This window comes from Streptomyces sp. NPDC059695 (assembly GCF_042733785.1).
Taxonomy (GTDB): Bacteria; Actinomycetota; Actinomycetes; order Streptomycetales; family Streptomycetaceae; genus Streptomyces.
Window position 1 is genome coordinate 189,728 of the sequence record NZ_JBHWFF010000014.1, and the last position, 16,335, is coordinate 206,062.

Genomic DNA, 16,335 nt, shown 5'->3' on the forward strand with positions numbered 1-16,335 from the left:
GGTCGAGCTCGGCGAGAGCGGCGGACTCGTCGCTCTCGGCGCGGGGCGGCGCGGCCCCGGGGGGGGGGGCGCGGCCCCCCCGGGGGGGGGCCCCGGGGGGGGGGCGGGGGGGGGCGGGGGCGCCCCCCCCCCCCCCGGCGCTCGCCGCAGGCAAACTCACCTGACAAGCCCACCCGCCCCTGAGAGCCTTCGCCCATGAGCGACAGCACCGCCTCCGACACCGCCGCCGCCCCCGTCCTGCACGGGGCGTACGAGATCTCAGCCGACCCCGCGCGGATCGACGCCGCCCGCGTCCACCACTGGCTGTCCACCGACGCCTACTGGGCCCTCGGCCGACCTCGGGAGAAGCAGGACCGTGCCATCGCGGGCTCCCTGAACCTCGGCGCCTACCACCGGGAGACCGGCGAGATGAGCGCCTACGCGCGCGTCGTCACCGACTACGCCACCTTCGCCTGGCTCTGCGACGTCTACGTCGACCGCCCGGCCCGCGGCACCGGCCTCGGCACCGCGCTCGTCACCGCCGTCCGCGACCACCTCGCGCCGTACGGACTGCGCCGCGTCCTGCTCGCCACCGCCGACGCGCACGGCGTGTACGAGAAGGTGGGTTTCACGCCACTGCAGAATCCGGACAAGTGGATGGCTCTCGGGCAGCAGTGAGCCCCACTCCCTCCGGTCCCGGCACATGACCCCTTGACCAGCGGAGTCACCGGCCTCACGATCGCGGCCATGAGTCTTCGGGTGACGCTCGTCACGGCGGCACGCAGCTCCTCCCTGCTCGCCGAACGCTTCGACGACGACCGGCCGCTCGACGAGGCCGGCTGGTACGAGGTGCAGCAGGCCGCGCCCGCGCTCATCCCGCTCGGCGCGGCCGAACTGCGCTACTGCTCCCCGACCCCGCGCAGCCGCGCCACCGGCACCGCCCTCGGCTACGCGCCCCTCGTCCAGCCCGCGCTCCGCGACTGCGACATGGGCCGCTGGCGGGGCCTCACCCTCGCCGAGATCGCCGCGCTCGAACCGGCCGCCGTCGACGCCTGGCTCACCGACCCCCGCACGGCCCCGCACGGCGGGGAACCGCTCCTCGCCTTCATCGCCCGGATAGGGCACTGGCTCGACACCCGCCCCGCCGAGGACGGCTCCATCGTCGCCGTCGCGGAACCCTCCGTCGTCCGGGCCGCCCTCGTCTACGCCCTCAAGGCGCCGCCCGCCACGTACTGGAACGTCGACGTCCGCCCCCTCTCCACGGTCACCCTCACCGGCCGCCCCGGCCTCTGGCACCTCCACCTCGCCACCGCCCTGCACTGACGGCTCCCCGGACGCGCGCGGAGGTGGGGAACCGGGCCCCGGACCGGCTAGCCTGAGAACACGATGAACCGTTTGAGCACGTCATGGGGCGCCTTCACGCTGACCCGCTTCCCCGAGGACCCGCGCGACCAGCTGCGCGCCTGGGACGCGTCCGACGAGTACCTCCTCGGGCACCTCGCCGAGAGCGGCACCGACCTGTCCGGGAACGTCGCCGTCCTCGGCGACCGCTGGGGCGCCCTCGTCACGGCGCTCCAGGCGGCGGGCCCCCGCGAACTCGTCCAGATCACCGACTCGTACCTCGGCGAGCAGGCCACCCGCGCCAACCTCGCCCGGGCCGGCGCCGCCCCGGACGCCGTCCGTCTCCTCACCACCCAGGACCCGCCGCCCGAGCGGATCGACGTGCTCCTCGTCCGCGTCCCCAAGAGCCTCGCGCTCCTGGAGGACCAGCTGCACCGGCTCGCTCCCGCCGTGCACGAGGACACCGTCGTCGTCGGCACCGGCATGGTCAAGGACATCCACACCTCCACGCTCAAGCTCTTCGAGCGGATCCTCGGCCCCACCCGCACCTCGCTGGCGGTGAAGAAGGCCCGGCTCATCCACACCACACCCGATCCGGCCCTCACGCCCAGGCCGAACCCGTGGCCCCACCAGTACGCGCTCCCCGAGGACACCCCCGCGCCCGGCCTCCCCGGGCTGACCGTCACCAACCACGCCGGCGTCTTCTGCGCCGACCGCCTCGACATCGGCACCCGCTTCTTCCTCGCGAACCTGCCCGGCGGCCTCGGCCGGGCCCGGGTCGCCGACCTCGGCTGCGGCAACGGCGTCGTCGGTCTCGCCATCGCCCTCCACGAGCCCCAGGCCGAACTCGTCTTCACCGACGAGTCCTACCCCGCGGTCGCCTCCGCGGAGGAGAACTTCCGCGCCCACCTGGGCCCGGACCGCAAGGCGGAGTTCCTCGTCGGTGACGGGCTCACCGGCCTGGCGCCCGGCTCGGTCGACCTCGTCCTCAACAACCCGCCGTTCCACAGCCACCAGGCCACCACCGACCGCACCGCCCGCCGGATGTTCGCGGACGCCCGGCGCGCCCTGCGCCCCGGCGGCGAGCTGTGGGTCATCGGCAACCGTCACCTCGGCTACCACGTCACGCTCCGCCGGATCTTCGGCAACAGCGAACTCGTCGCCAGCGACGCCAAGTTCGTGGTGCTGCGCGCCGTGCGCCAGGCCTAGGGCCCGTCCCAGGCACCCCCGGGGAGTGTCCGGCCGGTCCGGCCGGACACTCCCCGCCTCATATGTTCCAGGAGCGCGAGCACAGGACGAGCCGGTAACCGTCGGGATCCGCGACGGTCACGCCCCACTCGTCCCAGTACGGGTTGTGCGCGGGCACCCGCGTCCCGCCCGCGGCGAGCAGCCGCTCCACCAGCTCCTCCTCGACCGGCCCCCCGAGGTACAGGACGAACAGGTCGTCGACCGTCGGGCACGGCTCCAAGGGGTGCTCGGGATCGCGGGTCAGCTCGAAGTGCCAGCTGCCGCCCGCGGGCCCCACCATCAGCAGGTCGTGCTCCCCGGCCGCCCGCTCGGTGCTCCGCCACTGCACCTCCAGGCCGAGCCCGTCCACGTAGAACCGCTCGGCGGCGGCGAGATCCCGCGAAGGGCGGGCGACCCGTACCCGGGTCTGCGCATCGATGATCATGACTCAAGGCTAGGGCGTCCCCGCGCCGGTGTCCCTCGGGGATCACCCTCTCCCGTCACGGACTTGACCCTGACGCGCGGGTCAGGGTCTACGGTCCGCCCGACCCGTCCGACCCACCTCCTGGAGCGCCCCATGGCCACCCACCGCGAGATCCGGCTGCGCACCCGACCCGAGCGCGGCCTCCCGGCCCCCGGGAACCTCGCTCTCGTCACCACCGCCCGTCCCGAGCCCGCCCCGGGCGAAGTCCTGCTCAGGAACCGCTGGTTCGCGGTCTCCGCCGCCCTGCGGACCCTCATCGGCGGCGCGGTGAAGGGGGCTCCCCTCCCTCCCGTCGAGCCCGGCGACCCGCTCTTCGGCGCGGCCGTCGGCGAGGTCGTGTCCGCGCCGGACGGCAGCGGCCTGCGCCCCGGAGACCTCGTCTCCCACTGGCAGGGCTGGCGCGAGTACGCCGTCGTGTCCCCGTCGCTCTGCACGCCCCTCGGCGACGCGCTGCCCGACCCCGTCGCCCACCTCTCCCAGGGCCGTACCGCGTACGCCGCCCTCACCCGGGGCGTGGACCTGCGCGCCGGCGACACGGTCCTCGTCACCGGCGGGGCCGGCGCCGTGGGGACGATGGCCGGCCAGATCGCCCGGCTCCTCGGCGCGGGCCGCGTCATCGGCAGCACCGGCTCACCGGCCAAGGCCGAGCGGCTCGTCACCGAACTCGGCTACGACGCCGCCGTCGTCCGGGGCGCCGCCGCACCCTTCGCCGCACAGCTCGCCGAGGCCGCGCCGGACGGCATCGACGTCCTCCTCGACACGGTCGGCGGCGAGCAGCTGAGCGCCGCGGTCGCCGCGGCCCGTCCCGGAGCGCGGGCCGTCCTCGTCGGAGCGCTCTCCGGCCAGCTCGACCCGGAGGGAACCGGAGCCACCGCGCGCGTGGAGCTGGACTCGTACCCGCTCGTTCTCAAGCGGATCTCCCTGCGCGGCTTCAGCCCGCTCGACCACCCCGAGACGGAGGCCGAGTGGCGGGAGCGGTTCGGCGACTGGCTGCGCGCCGGGGCGATCACCTTCCCGCACGTCAGGGTGGCGGGCATGGAACGCGCCGCCGAGGCGTTGCGAGAGGTGATGCGGGGGCGGCATCTCGGCGCGGTCGTGGTCGAGTTGCCGTGACGCGACGGTCTCGGCGAAGGGCGGGCGGCATGCGGATCGGTGACGCGGCGGCAGCGGCGGGGACCACACCCCGGGCCCTGCGCCTCTACGAGCAGCGGGGCCTCCTCCCGCCGCCGGACCGCACCTCCACCGGCCAGCGGCGCTACGGCCCGGACGACGTCGCGCGCGTCCGGGTCGTGCGGGAACTCCTCGCCCTCGGCCTGACGATCGAGGACGTACGCGCCTGCGTGGACCGCCTCCCCCTCCTCGACGTGGACGCGATCCGCTCCGGCCGGGTCCCCGAGGGGACGTGCGTACGGGCGTCCCCGGTCGTGAGCCGCCGGCTCGCGGCCCTCGACGCGGAGATCGCCCGCCTCACCCGCCGGCGCGACGAACTGGCGGCCCGCACGGCCCGCACGGCCCCGCGCCCCGAGGCCGGGAGCGGGGCCGGGCCGGCAGCCCGGCCGCCCGCCACGGCGGCGGCCCCGCGACCCGAAGCCGGCACAGCCCCGGAGACCCCGGAGGCCGCCTCCGGACGACGGGCCCTCAGGTCAGGGTGACCAGCTCCCGGTACTCCGCGTTCCACAGGTCCTCGTCCGCGCCCGGGAGCAGCAGGACCCGCTCCGGGCGCAGCGCGTCGATCGCGCCCTCGTCGTGCGTGACCATCACGATCGCGCCCGGATAAGTCCCCACGGCCGCCAGCACCTCGTCCCGCGACGCGGGGTCCAGGTTGTTGGTGGGCTCGTCCAGGAGCAGCACGTTCGCCCCGGAGTGCACCAGGGCGGCCAGCGCGAGCCGTGTCTTCTCGCCGCCGGACAGCACCCCGGCCGGTTTGTCGGCGTCGTCGCCCCGGAACAGGAACGCGCCGAGCACCGCCCGCACCTCACCGTCCGTCAGGTGCGGGGCCGCCGTCGCGAGGTTCTCCCGGACCGTACGCCCCCGGTCCAGCGTCTCGTGCTCCTGCGCGAAGTAGCCGAGCCGCAGCCCGTGGCCCCGCACCACCCGCCCCGCGTCGGGCGTCTCCTGCCCGGCGAGGAGCCGCAGCAGCGTCGTCTTTCCGGCCCCGTTGAGACCGAGGACGACCAGCCGGGTGCCCCGGTCCACGGCCAGGTCCACGCCGTCGAGCACCCGGCGCTCCCCGTACGCCTTGGTGAGCGACACGGCGCCCAGCGGCATCCGGCCGCACGGGGCAGGCTCGGGCAGCCGGATGCGGGCGACCCGCTCCGCCTGCCGCGCCGGATCGAGCCCGGCGAGCATCCGGTCGGCCCGGCGCGCCATGCTGCGGGCGGTCGTCGCCGTCGCCACCCGGGACTTCATGCGGTCCGCCTGCGCGTGCAGGGCGGCCGCCTTCCGCTCGGCGTTGGCGCGCTCGCGCACCCGGCGCCGTTCGTCGGCGTCCCGCTGGGCGAGGTACGCGTCCCAGCCGGTGTTGTGGACGTCGAGCGCGGCGCGCCCCGGGTCGAGGTGGAAGACCCGGTTGACGGTGTCGGCGAGGAGCCGCAGATCGTGGCTGATCAGCACGAGTCCGCCCCGGTGGGCGGCGAGGTGGCCGCGCAGCCAGCCGACCGAGTCGGCGTCCAGGTGGTTGGTCGGCTCGTCGAGCAGCAGCGTGTCGTCCCGCCCGTGCCCGGCGAAGAGGATCCGGGCGAGCTCGACGCGGCGCTTCTGGCCGCCGGACAGGTGCCCGACGGGCCGGTCCATCACGGTGCGGGGCAGGCCGAGGCCGGCGGCGACCCGGGCGGCCTCCGCCTCTGCCGCGTACCCTCCACCGGCCTCGAAGGCGGTCTCGGCGGCGTCGTACGCGGCGAGCGCCCGCGCGTCGGGTGACGTGCCGAGCCGCCCGGCGGCGTCCGCGAGCCGCCGGGCCGCCCGGTCGAGGCCGCGCGCGGAGAGGATCCGGTCGGTGACGGTCACGTCCGGGTCGGCGGCCCGCGAGTCCTGGGCGAGGTGCCCGAGGGAGCCGGTGCGGGTGACGGTTCCGGCGGCCGGGGCGCGCAGCCCGGCCAGGGTGTCGAGGAGGGTGGTCTTGCCGGCGCCGTTGCGGCCGACCAGACCGATCCGGTCGCCGGGGGCGACGTGGAAGGAGACGCCGGACAGCAGGAGCCGGGCGCCGACGCGCACGTCGGCACCACGAACGGTGATCATGGGATAACGCTCCGAACAGGCTTGAGGACACACGGGTGGCGTGGGTGCGGGTCCTCAGCTAGGAGATTCGGGGCGTAGACATGCGTCCGAGGCTAACGGAGCGGGCCGCCGGACGCACGGGGGTTTCGCGCGCCCCGTGCTCCGGCCGTCGGCCTCAGCTGTCGGGAAAGGCCAGGTCGAGCGCGCGCACCCGGCCCTCGCCGGTGGTGAGGGAGAGCGTCACGATCCGGCCCCGGCGGAGGGTGGCCGCGAACGCCGAGACCGGCCGACCGGCGGCGAACCCCACCGCGCCGACGGCCCCGTCGACCAGCGCGGGCCGGGACACGTCCACGCTCCGCGCGAAGGCGGCGGCCGTCTCGGCGACCGCGGCGATCCCGTGCACCGGGCCCCCGTCGGAGTACGCGACGACGCCCGGATCGAGGAGGGCCACCAGACCACGGGCATCACGCGCGCGTGCGGCCGCCACGAACCGGTCCACCACCGCGCGCTGCCGTCCCCGCTCGCCCTCGGTACGGACCGCTCCGCCGCCCCTGATCCGCTCCCGGGCCCCGCGTGCCAGCCGCGCCGCCGCCTCGGGGGAGGTCCCGAGGATCCGCGCGGTCTCGGACGCCGGAAGTCCGAACACGTCGTGCAGGACATAGGCGAGCCGCTCCTCACCCCCGAGCCGCTCCAGCATCAAGAGCAACGCGAGCCACAGAGGCTCGACGCCGACGCCCCCACCCCCGCGCCCCGGAACCGGCCCGGCCCCGCGCCCCGGACCCGGCCCGGCCCCGACGGCCTCCTGACCCGGCCCGGCCCCCCGCTCCTGGAGTCCGCGCACGCAGGCCTCGCCCACCGCCGCCGTCAGCCAGGCCCGTACCGTCGTGTCGCCGTCCCTGCCGAGCCCCTCCCGAGCCGCCGCGAGTGCCCTCTCGGCCTCCGCGGGCGACCCCGTGATCCGCAGGGCGACGGCCCGCAGCTCCTCCTCGTGGGCGTCGAAACGCCGGGTCAGGGCGGTCGGAAACGTGTCGTCGTGCATGGCGTCCCACTCCTCGTCGGTACCGTCACCGGGTTGACGCGAGGACCCGCCGCGATGTGACAGACACAGCTCGCCCAGGCCCGGACCGCTCCGCGGATCACCCCCGGACGAGCTCCCGCGCCACGCTCCTCCTCGCTCCGGCCAGCTCGGCGTCGACCTCCGCAGCCCTTTCCGCGTCCAGGACGATCAGGGCCGCGCCCGGAGTGCCCTGCGTCAGGCGACGGTGCCGCAGATGGGTGGGCGGGTGCGTCGAGTCCACCTGGTGCCCGCGCCGCTCCGCGACCCGCCGCAGCCGCTCGTACTCGTGCTCCGGGATCGACGCCGCATGCGCGGCCAGGCGCTCCCACAGGCCCTCGGCCGGATCCTCGCGCCGTACCGCGCCGCCGATCCGGGTCCGGGCCGCCACGCCCTCCCGGCGCAGCTCGCCGGCGACGCTCCCCGCGACGAGGAGCCGGTCCATCAGTCCGGCCGCCGCCTCCGCGCCCGCGGTCCGGGCCGCCGTGGAGTCGGCGAGGTACTCGGCGCGCTGCGACTGGCGCAGCGTGAGGTGCTCCAGGACGACGAGGACGCCGTCGACGAGCAGTCGGGGCGGGGCGGTCACCAGGTTCACGAAGTGCTCGGTCAGGCTGTGGGCCGGACCCGGGGCCAGCGTGTAGCGCCAGGTTCCGAGCGACTGGAACGCGCCGCCGACGAGCAGGGAGTGCCGGGTGTCCCCATGCGCGTAGTGACCGAACTCGTGGCCGAGGAGGGCGATCCGCTCCTGCGGGGAGAGGGTCTCCCAGAGGCCGAGGCCGATGCAGAGCACGCGGTGCTGCCGGAGGCCGTAGGTGCTGACCGAGGCGTTGACGTGGGCATCGACCACCACGGCCCGTACGCCCGTCGTCCCGACGGCCCCGGCGACCTCGTCGAGCAGCGCGTAGAGCCGCGGCGCGTCCTCGCGCCGCAGCAGCACCCGTGGGCCGTCGTCCTTCGGGAGCCGGGCGAACCGGGGCCTCAGTACGACGGCGAGGGCGATCGCCAGGCCACCGAGCACGGGCAGGCCGCCGACGCCCCAGTACGCGACGAGCAGCCACAGGCCGCCCGCGAGCAGGGCGACGGTCACGCCGTGGATCGCCGTCGCGAGCGCCGCGGCCCACCAGCCGGCCGCCCCGCGCGGTGATTCCTGCCGGGGCGCGTGCGCGTCGGCCGCGCCCCCGGCGACCGGTTCCGTGAGGTCGGCGAGGAGCTGCTCCCCGTACTCCCGAACGAGGCGCATCCGCAGGCGCTCGATCCGTCCCGGGGCCTCCTCGTCGCGTACCTCCGGGTCCACGTTCCAGTCGCACGCGGCGCACCAGGTGACGTACCGTCCGCCCTCGGTCACGGGATCCTCGCACTCGGGGCAGTCTCTTCCCGCCGCCCTGACCGCCTCTGCCGTCTCCGTCATTCCGTAACTCCCCACCCCGGGCGCCCGCACGCGGCACGCCCCGTTCCGTTCTGTTCCGCGCAGACCCTAGCGGCCCCTCGCACCTGCTCTGAACAGCGAAAAGGCCGGCTCGACACAAAGGTGTCGAACCGGCCTTCCGTGGTCGTGCCGTCGTGCGTCAGTCCGTGCCGAACTCCATCGCGGCGCGGTCCAGCATCTCCTCGTCGTCGGAGACCTCGCCGCGCGAGGCGATGGCCTCGGCGCCGCCCTCGGGCAGCTGCGTCATGGTGCCGATCAGGCCGGTCGCGGCCGCCTGGGCGGCGCCGATGGACGGGCTGCCGGTGCCGATCAGGCCCAGGCCGGCGTACTGCTCCAGCTTGGCGCGCGAGTCGGCGATGTCGAGGTTGCGCATGGTGAGCTGGCCGATCCGGTCCACCGGGCCGAAGGCCGAGTCCTCGGTGCGCTCCATGGAGAGCTTGTCCGGGTGGTAGCTGAACGCCGGGCCCGTGGTGTCGAGGATCGAGTAGTCCTCGCCGCGCCGCAGCCGCAGCGTGACCTCGCCGGTGACGGCCGCGCCGACCCAGCGCTGGAGCGACTCGCGGACCATGAGGGCCTGCGGGTCCAGCCAGCGGCCCTCGTACATGAGGCGGCCGAGACGCCGGCCCTCGTTGTGGTACTGGGCGAGGGTGTCCTCGTTGTGGATCGCGTTGACCAGGCGCTCGTACGCGGCGTGCAGCAGGGCCATGCCGGGGGCCTCGTAGATGCCCCGGCTCTTGGCCTCGATGATCCGGTTCTCGATCTGGTCGGACATGCCCATGCCGTGGCGGCCGCCGATGGCGTTCGCCTCCATGACCAGGTCGACGGCGGAGTGGAACTCCTTGCCGTTGATCGTCACCGGGCGGCCCTGCTCGAAGCCGATCGTGACGTCCTCGGTGGCGATCTCGACCGACGGGTCCCAGAACTTCACACCCATGATCGGGTCGACGGTCTCGACGCCCGTGTCCAGGTGCTCCAGGGTCTTGGCCTCGTGGGTGGCGCCCCAGATGTTGGCGTCGGTGGAGTACGCCTTCTCGGTGCTGTCCCGGTAGGGCAGCTCATGGGCGAGCAGCCACTCGGACATCTCCTTGCGGCCGCCGAGCTCGGTCACGAAGTCCGCGTCCAGCCAGGGCTTGTAGATCCGCAGGTGCGGGTTGGCCAGCAGGCCGTAGCGGTAGAACCGCTCGATGTCGTTGCCCTTGAAGGTCGAGCCGTCGCCCCAGATCTGGACGTCGTCCTCGAGCATCGCGCGGACCAGCAGGGTGCCGGTGACGGCGCGGCCGAGCGGGGTGGTGTTGAAGTAGGCGCGGCCGCCGGAGCGGATGTGGAACGCGCCGCAGGTGAGCGCGGCAAGGCCTTCCTCGACCAGCGCGGCGCGGCAGTCGACCAGGCGCGCGATCTCGGCACCGTAGGTCTGCGCGCGGCCGGGCACCGACGCGATGTCGGGCTCGTCGTACTGGCCGATGTCGGCGGTGTAGGTGCACGGGATGGCGCCCTTGTCGCGCATCCATGCGACCGCGACGGAGGTGTCGAGGCCGCCGGAGAAGGCGATGCCGACGCGCTCGCCGGCGGGCAGGGAGGTGAGGACCTTGGACATGGGAAGAGTATGCATCATCTCGCATGGTCATGCAAAGGGGGCTGTCGAGACCCGCGTGCGGGCGGCGAATCCGCCGATCCGGCTGCCGCGTCCCCTCGGTCCGGGAGGCCGGCGATGACCGGGCTCCCGCCTCCGTACAGGGATCCTCCGGCAGCTCCACGATCCCGGCCACCGGAAGCCGTGCGGCGGGCGGCGCACTCTCTAGTACGGACCGCCGCGGAACAGCAGGCTGCCGTGGTGGCGCGGGCGGTCGCCCCGCTCGTGGGCCGCGTCCGAGCGGTCGGCGGGGGCCGTGCGTCCGGCGAGGGTCCGGAGGGTCGTCAGGCCCGCCAGCACCTCCTCGCGGCGGTCCGCGGACTTCATCCAGGCGGGCAGCCGGGCGAACATCGACATCGTGGGGGAGGCGTGGCGCACGCGGTGCCGCGCCCGGACGTACGCGGTGAGCGCGTCGACGTGCTTCTCGTCGTACGCCCAGAGGACGCGTCCCGCGCAGCGCGTCTGGAGCCAGAGGGGCCGCCGGAAGAACGGGTCCTCGGTGCCGCCGGGCACCGCTCCGACCAGGGCGCCGCCCCGCTGCCCGGCCGTCCACTCGGCGACCGCGCCGCAGCCCCCGCAGGTGAGGCGCCGGGGCCGGAAGAGCAGGGCGCTGAAGTACTTCGGCGCCGGAAGGTCGGGCCGGGGCGTCACGAGCGCACGGCCGCCGCACCTCGGGCAGACGACGAGCACCCGCCCGGTGAACTGGACGAGCCAGGTGCCGTGGTCGTGGTGGCGGACCGGTCCGGGGCGTGTGGGCTCGGCGCTCATGGGGGACACCTTGTCAGGCCGCGTCCCGGCGGGCGACGGGATATCCGGCGCTCCGGGGCCGGGGCCGCCCGGACCCGCGCGTCGTTGCATAAAAGTTCGGAGGCACGTATAGTCATGCCATCCATGAGGAGGGTTTCGATGACGGTACGAGTAGCAGTGGCGGGTGCGAGCGGATACGCGGGCGGAGAGCTCCTGCGTCTCCTCGTCGCGCACCCCCACGTGGAGATCGGCACACTGACCGGGCACTCCAACGCCGGGCAGCGCCTCGGGGCCCTCCAGCCCCACCTGCTCCCGCTCGCCGACCGCGTCCTCGCGCCCACCACGGCCGAGGAGCTCGCCGGACACGACGTCGTCTTCCTCGCACTGCCGCACGGCCAGTCCGCCGCCGTCGCGGAGCAGCTCGGGCCCGACGTCCTCGTCGTCGACATGGGCGCCGACTTCCGGCTCGGGGACCCGGCCGACTGGGAGACGTACTACGGCTCCCCGCACGCCGGGACCTGGCCCTACGGCCTCCCCGAACTTCCGGGTGCCCGCGCCGCCCTCGAAGGGACCAAGCGGGTCGCGGTCCCCGGCTGCTACCCGACGGCCGTCTCGCTCGCCCTCTTCCCGGCGTACGCGGAGGGCCTCGCGGAGCCCGAGGCCGTGATCGTCGCGGCCTCCGGCACCTCCGGCGCCGGCAAGGCCGCCAAGCCCCACCTGCTCGGCAGCGAGGTCATGGGCAACATGTCCCCGTACGGCGTCGGGGGCGGCCACCGCCACACGCCCGAGATGATCCAGAACCTCAGCGGACCGGCGGGGGAGCGGGTCACCGTCTCCTTCACGCCGACCCTGGCCCCGATGCCCCGGGGCATCCTCGCCACCTGCACCGCCACGGCGAAGCCCGGCGTCACCGCCGGGTCCGTGCGGGCCGCGTACGAGAAGGCCTTCGCGGACGAGCCCTTCGTCCACCTGCTCCCCGAGGGGCAGTGGCCCGCCACGGCGTCCGTCTACGGTTCCAACGCCGTTCAGGTGCAGGTCGCGTACGACGCGAACGCGAACCGGATCATCGCGATCAGCGCCATCGACAACCTCACCAAGGGCACCGCCGGCGGCGCGGTGCAGAGCATGAACATCGCCCTCGGACTCCCCGAGGCCACCGGACTTTCCACGATTGGAGTCGCTCCGTGAGCGTCACCGCAGCGAAGGGATTCACGGCGGCGGGCATCGCTGCCGGGATCAAGCAGAACGGCAACCCGGACCTGGCCCTCGTGGTCAACACCGGGCCCCGCCGCGCCGCCGCGGGAGTCTTCACCTCCAACCGCGTCAAGGCCGCGCCCGTCCTCTGGTCCCAGCAGGTCCTCGCCGACGGCGAGCTGACCGCCGTCGTGCTCAACTCCGGCGGTGCCAACGCCTGCACCGGCCCGCAGGGCTTCCAGGACACCCACGCGACCGCCGAGAAGGTCGCGGCCGTCCTCACCGAGAAGGGTCTCGGCATCGGCGCCGGCGAGGTCGCCGTCGCCTCCACCGGACTCATCGGCGTCCTGCTCCCCATGGACAAGCTCCTCCCCGGCGTCGAGACGGCCGCGGCGGAACTCTCCGAGCACGGCGGCGAGAAGGCCGCCATCGCCATCAAGACCACCGACACCGTCCACAAGACCTCCGTGGTCACCGGGGACGGCTGGACGGTCGGCGGCATGGCGAAGGGCGCGGGTATGCTCGCCCCGGGCCTCGCCACCATGCTCGTCGTCCTCACCACCGACGCCGACGTCGACGCGAAGGGCCTCGACGCCGCGCTGCGCGGCGCCACCCGGCTCACCTTCGACCGGGTCGACTCCGACGGCTGCATGTCCACCAACGACACGGTCCTCCTCCTCGCCTCCGGCGCCTCCGGTGTCACCCCGGCGCAGGACGCGTTCGCCGAGGCCGTACGGAGCGTCTGCGACGACCTCGCCCGGCAGCTCATCGGCGACGCCGAGGGCGCCAGCAAGGACATCCGCATCGAGGTGATCAACGCCGCGACCGAGGACGACGCCGTCGAGGTGGGCCGCTCCATCGCCCGCAACAACCTCCTCAAGTGCGCCATCCACGGCGAGGACCCCAACTGGGGCCGGGTGCTCTCCGCCATCGGCACCACCGAGGCGGCCTTCGAGCCCGACCGGCTCAACGTCGCCATCAACGGCGTCTGGGTCTGCAGGAACGGCTCCGTCGGCGAGGACCGCGACCTGGTCGACATGCGCTACCGGGAGGTCACCGTCACCGCCGACCTCGCCGCCGGCACGGAGTCCGCCGTCATCTGGGCGAACGACCTCACGGCCGACTACGTCCACGAGAACAGCGCGTACTCGTCATGAGCAACACCGCGCGGAAGCACACCGCCCTCCCGAAGGCCCAGATCCTCATCGAGGCCCTGCCCTGGCTCACCCGCCACCACGGCAAGACCGTCGTCATCAAGTTCGGCGGCAACGCCATGATCGACGAGGACCTGAAGGCCGCCTTCGCCCAGGACGTCGTCTTCCTCCGCCACGCCGGCCTCAAGCCGGTCGTGGTGCACGGCGGCGGCCCCCAGATCAACCGCGCCCTCGACCAGGCCGGCCTGGTCAGCGAGTTCAAGGCCGGCCTTCGGGTCACCACCCCCGAGGCCATGGACGTCGTACGGATGGTCCTCGCCGGCCAGGTCCAGCGGGAGCTCGTCGGGCTGCTCAACCAGCACGGCCCCTTCGCCGTCGGCATGACCGGCGAGGACGCCCACACCATCACCGCCACCCAGCACCGGCCGGTCATCGCGGGAGAGCGGGTCGACATCGGCCGCGTCGGCGAGATCACCGCCATCGAGACCGGAGCCATCGAGGCGCTCCTGGAGGACGGCCGGATCCCGGTCATCTCCTCCATCGCCCGTTCCCAGGACGACGGACATGTCTACAACGTCAATGCTGATACGGCGGCTGCGGCTCTCGCTGCGGCGCTGGGTGCCGAGACCCTGATGGTCCTGACCGACGTCGAGGGCCTCTACGAGGACTGGCCGAACAGCGACGAGGTCATCAGCAGGCTCACCGCGAGCCAGCTGGAGAAGCTGCTGCCCGAGCTCTCCAGCGGCATGGTCCCCAAGATGGAGGGCTGCCTGCACGCCGTACGGAACGGGGTCACCACGGCCCGCGTCATCGACGGCCGGGTCCAGCACTCGATCCTGCTGGAGATCTTCACGGACGAGGGCATCGGCACGATGGTCGTACCCGACGGCCGGGGCGGCAAGAACCAGCAGGGGGAGAAATGACCGGCAACGCGGAGCTGACCCAGCGGTGGCAGGGCTCGCTCATGAACAACTACGGCACCCCCCGGCTGCCGCTCGTGCGCGGCGAGGGTACCAAGGTCTGGGACGCCGACGGCAAGGAGTACCTGGACTTCGTCGGCGGCATCGCCGTCAACGCCCTCGGCCACGCCCACCCGGCGGTCGTCGAGGCCGTCACCCGGCAGATCCAGAGCCTCGGCCACGTCTCCAACCTCTTCGTCGCCGAGCCGCCCGTCGCGCTCGCCGAGCGGCTCCTGAGCCTCTTCGGCCGCCCCGGCAAGGTGTTCTTCTGCAACTCGGGCGCCGAGGCCAACGAGGCCGCGTTCAAGATCGGCCGGCTCACCGGCCGCTCCCACATGGTCGCCACCGGCGGCGGCTTCCACGGCCGCACCATGGGCTCCCTCGCGCTCACCGGCCAGCCCGGCAAGCAGACCCCCTTCCTGCCGCTCCCCGGGGACGTCACCCACGTGCCCTACGGGGACGTGGAGGCGCTGCGGGCCGCGGTCACCGAGGACACCGCCTTCGTCATCATCGAGCCCATCCAGGGCGAGAACGGTGTCGTCGTCCCGCCCGCCGGCTACCTCCGGGCGGCCCGGGAGATCACCCGCGCCACCGGCACCCTGCTCGTCCTCGACGAGGTGCAGACCGGCGTCGGCCGGTGCGGCCACTGGTTCGAGTACCAGGCCCACGAGGGCGTCGAGCCGGACGTCGTGACCCTCGCCAAGGGCCTCGGTGGCGGCCTCCCGCTCGGCGCGACCGTCGCGTTCGGCGAGGCCGCGGAGCTCTTCGCGCCCGGTCACCACGGCACGACCTTCGGCGGCAACCCGGTCGCCTGCGCCGCCGGACTCGCCGTCCTGGACACCCTCGCCGCCGACGCGGCCCTCGACCACGTGAAGGCGGTCGGGGAGCGGCTGCGCCAGGGAATCGAGGGTCTGGGCCACCCGCTGGTCTCCCACGTCCGTGGTGCGGGCCTCCTGCTGGGTATCGTGCTCACCGGGCCCCTCGCACCCCAGGTGCAGCAGGCGGCCCAGGACGCCGGCCTCCTGGTGAACGCGCCCGCCCCCGATGTCGTACGGATCATGCCCCCGCTGGTCCTCACCGACGCCGAGGCGGACACCTTCCTCCAGGCGCTGCCGGGGGTCCTGGACGAGGCGAACGGGCAAGGACGAACCGGAGAATGAGACGACGATGACCGACGCGCAGGAGAACGAGCACGGAGGGCCGTCCGTTCCGCAGACCCGCACCGCACGGCACCGCAGGATCGTCGACATCCTCAACCGGCAGCCGGTGCGCTCGCAGAGCCAGCTCGCCAAGCTCCTGGCGGACGACGGGCTGAGCGTCACGCAGGCGACGCTCAGCCGCGACCTCGACGAGCTCGGCGCGGTGAAGATCCGCAACACCGGCGGGGAGCTGATCTACGCGGTGCCCAGCGAGGGCGGCTTCCGCACCCCGCAGGCGCCGCTCGGCGAGTCCGCCAAGGAGGAGCGCATGCGCCGCCTCTCCGGCGAACTGCTGATCTCCGCCGAGGCCTCCGCCAACCTGGTGGTGCTGCGGACCCCTCCGGGCGCCGCACAGTTCCTCGCGTCGGCCATCGACCAGGCCGAACTCCACGCCATCCTCGGCACCATCGCGGGTGACGACACGCTGCTGCTCATCAGCCGCGACCCGGCGGGCGGTCAGGCGCTCGCCGACCACCTGCTGAAGCTGGCCCAGAAGTAGCGCCCGGCCCAGTACCGCGTGATCGCCGTCGGACCGCCCCGCGTCCCGACGGCGATGTGCGGTCGGCGCGCGGGATCCGCCCGGGCGAGCTCGCATCGCGCCCACCGGCACGGACACACAACCGGCCTTTGCCCCTAGGTTCTGTCGTCAAATGTCACGCCCACATCAGGAGTGATGCGAGAGTGACGGCCGCTTCGTAGGACTCGGCGGTCTTGTCGTACCGGGT

General features: G+C 74.0%; 15 protein-coding genes and 1 pseudogene. 10 read left to right on the forward strand and 6 right to left on the reverse strand.

Annotated features, from left to right (window positions below; genetic code table 11):
* Nucleotides 1-195 precede the first annotated feature (195 nt).
* The 3 genes from ACFV2S_RS19740 (at nt 196) to ACFV2S_RS19750 (ending at nt 2,529) form a co-directional block, all read left to right on the forward strand.
* Nucleotides 196-657 carry a GNAT family N-acetyltransferase gene (locus ACFV2S_RS19740; RefSeq protein ID WP_385560357.1) on the forward strand — a complete coding sequence of 154 codons (462 nt, stop codon included), beginning with the start codon at nt 196-198 and terminating at the stop codon, nt 655-657.
* A 69-nt stretch (nt 658-726) separates the two neighbouring features.
* Nucleotides 727-1,302: a histidine phosphatase family protein gene (locus tag ACFV2S_RS19745; RefSeq protein WP_385560361.1), complete on the forward strand. Its 576-nt coding sequence runs from the start codon at nt 727-729 to the stop codon at nt 1,300-1,302.
* Nucleotides 1,303-1,365: 63 nt separating this feature from the next.
* The gene (locus tag ACFV2S_RS19750) at nt 1,366-2,529 is read left to right on the forward strand and encodes a methyltransferase (protein ID WP_385560366.1); all 1,164 of its coding nucleotides are present in this window, start codon (nt 1,366-1,368) and stop codon (nt 2,527-2,529) included.
* Between the two features lie 58 nt (nt 2,530-2,587).
* Here ACFV2S_RS19750 and ACFV2S_RS19755 read toward each other — a convergent pair whose 3' ends face one another.
* The gene (locus ACFV2S_RS19755; protein ID WP_385560370.1) at nt 2,588-2,992 is read right to left on the reverse strand and encodes a VOC family protein; all 405 of its coding nucleotides are present in this window, start codon (nt 2,990-2,992) and stop codon (nt 2,588-2,590) included.
* Between the two features lie 132 nt (nt 2,993-3,124).
* On the opposite strand from ACFV2S_RS19755, the gene ACFV2S_RS19760 reads away from it, so the two are divergent.
* Both ACFV2S_RS19760 and ACFV2S_RS19765 read left to right on the forward strand, forming a co-directional pair.
* Nucleotides 3,125-4,144 (forward strand): MDR family NADP-dependent oxidoreductase, encoded by a 1,020-nt coding sequence (locus tag ACFV2S_RS19760; protein WP_385560373.1) that lies wholly within the window; start codon nt 3,125-3,127, stop codon nt 4,142-4,144.
* Nucleotides 4,145-4,173: 29 nt separating this feature from the next.
* Nucleotides 4,174-4,539 (forward strand): annotated as a pseudogene (locus ACFV2S_RS19765) (MerR family transcriptional regulator); the annotation flags it as partial.
* Nucleotides 4,540-4,669: 130 nt separating this feature from the next.
* Here ACFV2S_RS19765 and ACFV2S_RS19770 read toward each other — a convergent pair.
* The 5 genes from ACFV2S_RS19770 to ACFV2S_RS19790 all read right to left on the reverse strand — a co-directional run bounded on the left by ACFV2S_RS19770 (nt 4,670) and on the right by ACFV2S_RS19790 (nt 11,125).
* Complete coding sequence (locus ACFV2S_RS19770; protein WP_385560376.1) at nt 4,670-6,268, reverse strand: ABC-F family ATP-binding cassette domain-containing protein; 1,599 nt, start codon at nt 6,266-6,268, stop codon at nt 4,670-4,672.
* A 154-nt stretch (nt 6,269-6,422) separates the two neighbouring features.
* Nucleotides 6,423-7,286, reverse strand: a complete 864-nt coding sequence (locus ACFV2S_RS19775) for a sigma factor-like helix-turn-helix DNA-binding protein (RefSeq protein WP_385560379.1) — start codon at nt 7,284-7,286, stop codon at nt 6,423-6,425.
* A 97-nt stretch (nt 7,287-7,383) separates the two neighbouring features.
* A complete protein-coding gene (locus ACFV2S_RS19780) occupies nt 7,384-8,709 on the reverse strand; it encodes a M48 family metallopeptidase (RefSeq protein ID WP_385560381.1) in 1,326 nt (441 codons plus the stop codon).
* 157 nt (nt 8,710-8,866) lie between these two features.
* On the reverse strand, nt 8,867-10,321 hold the full coding sequence (argG, locus tag ACFV2S_RS19785) for an argininosuccinate synthase (RefSeq protein ID WP_383797338.1): 1,455 nt from the start codon (nt 10,319-10,321) through the stop codon (nt 8,867-8,869).
* A gap of 201 nt (nt 10,322-10,522) precedes the next feature.
* Complete coding sequence (locus ACFV2S_RS19790) at nt 10,523-11,125, reverse strand: hypothetical protein (RefSeq protein WP_385560386.1); 603 nt, start codon at nt 11,123-11,125, stop codon at nt 10,523-10,525.
* A gap of 138 nt (nt 11,126-11,263) precedes the next feature.
* Here ACFV2S_RS19790 and argC point away from each other — a divergent pair, with 138 nt between their 5' ends.
* Genes argC through ACFV2S_RS19815 form a run of 5 tightly spaced genes read left to right on the forward strand, consistent with a single transcriptional unit; the run spans nt 11,264 to nt 16,109 of the window.
* A complete protein-coding gene (argC, locus tag ACFV2S_RS19795) occupies nt 11,264-12,292 on the forward strand; it encodes an N-acetyl-gamma-glutamyl-phosphate reductase (protein WP_385560389.1) in 1,029 nt (342 codons plus the stop codon).
* The gene (gene argJ / locus ACFV2S_RS19800) at nt 12,289-13,455 is read left to right on the forward strand and encodes a bifunctional glutamate N-acetyltransferase/amino-acid acetyltransferase ArgJ (protein WP_385560392.1); all 1,167 of its coding nucleotides are present in this window, start codon (nt 12,289-12,291) and stop codon (nt 13,453-13,455) included. The genes argC and argJ overlap by 4 nt, the downstream gene beginning before the upstream one ends.
* Nucleotides 13,452-14,375, forward strand: a complete 924-nt coding sequence (argB, locus tag ACFV2S_RS19805) for an acetylglutamate kinase (RefSeq protein ID WP_385560395.1) — start codon at nt 13,452-13,454, stop codon at nt 14,373-14,375. Before argJ ends, argB begins: the two co-directional genes overlap by 4 nt.
* The gene (locus tag ACFV2S_RS19810; protein WP_385560398.1) at nt 14,372-15,571 is read left to right on the forward strand and encodes an acetylornithine transaminase; all 1,200 of its coding nucleotides are present in this window, start codon (nt 14,372-14,374) and stop codon (nt 15,569-15,571) included. Before argB ends, ACFV2S_RS19810 begins: the two co-directional genes overlap by 4 nt.
* Before the next feature lie 7 nt (nt 15,572-15,578).
* The gene (locus tag ACFV2S_RS19815) at nt 15,579-16,109 is read left to right on the forward strand and encodes an arginine repressor (RefSeq protein WP_030316147.1); all 531 of its coding nucleotides are present in this window, start codon (nt 15,579-15,581) and stop codon (nt 16,107-16,109) included.
* The last annotated feature ends 226 nt before the right edge of the window (nt 16,110-16,335 follow it).

Excerpts from the sequence above, each read along its gene's own strand:
- ACFV2S_RS19740 (WP_385560357.1), top strand. The coding sequence starts at position 196 with ATGAGCGACAGCACCGCCTCCGACACCGCCGCCGCCCCCGTCCTGCAC.
- ACFV2S_RS19745 (WP_385560361.1), top strand. The coding sequence starts at position 727 with ATGAGTCTTCGGGTGACGCTCGTCACGGCGGCACGCAGCTCCTCCCTG.
- ACFV2S_RS19750 (WP_385560366.1), top strand. The coding sequence starts at position 1,366 with ATGAACCGTTTGAGCACGTCATGGGGCGCCTTCACGCTGACCCGCTTC.
- ACFV2S_RS19755 (WP_385560370.1), bottom strand. The coding sequence starts at position 2,992 with ATGATCATCGATGCGCAGACCCGGGTACGGGTCGCCCGCCCTTCGCGG.
- ACFV2S_RS19760 (WP_385560373.1), top strand. The coding sequence starts at position 3,125 with ATGGCCACCCACCGCGAGATCCGGCTGCGCACCCGACCCGAGCGCGGC.
- ACFV2S_RS19770 (WP_385560376.1), bottom strand. The coding sequence starts at position 6,268 with ATGATCACCGTTCGTGGTGCCGACGTGCGCGTCGGCGCCCGGCTCCTG.
- ACFV2S_RS19775 (WP_385560379.1), bottom strand. The coding sequence starts at position 7,286 with ATGCACGACGACACGTTTCCGACCGCCCTGACCCGGCGTTTCGACGCC.
- ACFV2S_RS19780 (WP_385560381.1), bottom strand. The coding sequence starts at position 8,709 with ATGACGGAGACGGCAGAGGCGGTCAGGGCGGCGGGAAGAGACTGCCCC.
- argG (WP_383797338.1), bottom strand. The coding sequence starts at position 10,321 with ATGTCCAAGGTCCTCACCTCCCTGCCCGCCGGCGAGCGCGTCGGCATC.
- ACFV2S_RS19790 (WP_385560386.1), bottom strand. The coding sequence starts at position 11,125 with ATGAGCGCCGAGCCCACACGCCCCGGACCGGTCCGCCACCACGACCAC.
- argC (WP_385560389.1), top strand. The coding sequence starts at position 11,264 with ATGACGGTACGAGTAGCAGTGGCGGGTGCGAGCGGATACGCGGGCGGA.
- argB (WP_385560395.1), top strand. The coding sequence starts at position 13,452 with ATGAGCAACACCGCGCGGAAGCACACCGCCCTCCCGAAGGCCCAGATC.
- ACFV2S_RS19810 (WP_385560398.1), top strand. The coding sequence starts at position 14,372 with ATGACCGGCAACGCGGAGCTGACCCAGCGGTGGCAGGGCTCGCTCATG.
- ACFV2S_RS19815 (WP_030316147.1), top strand. The coding sequence starts at position 15,579 with ATGACCGACGCGCAGGAGAACGAGCACGGAGGGCCGTCCGTTCCGCAG.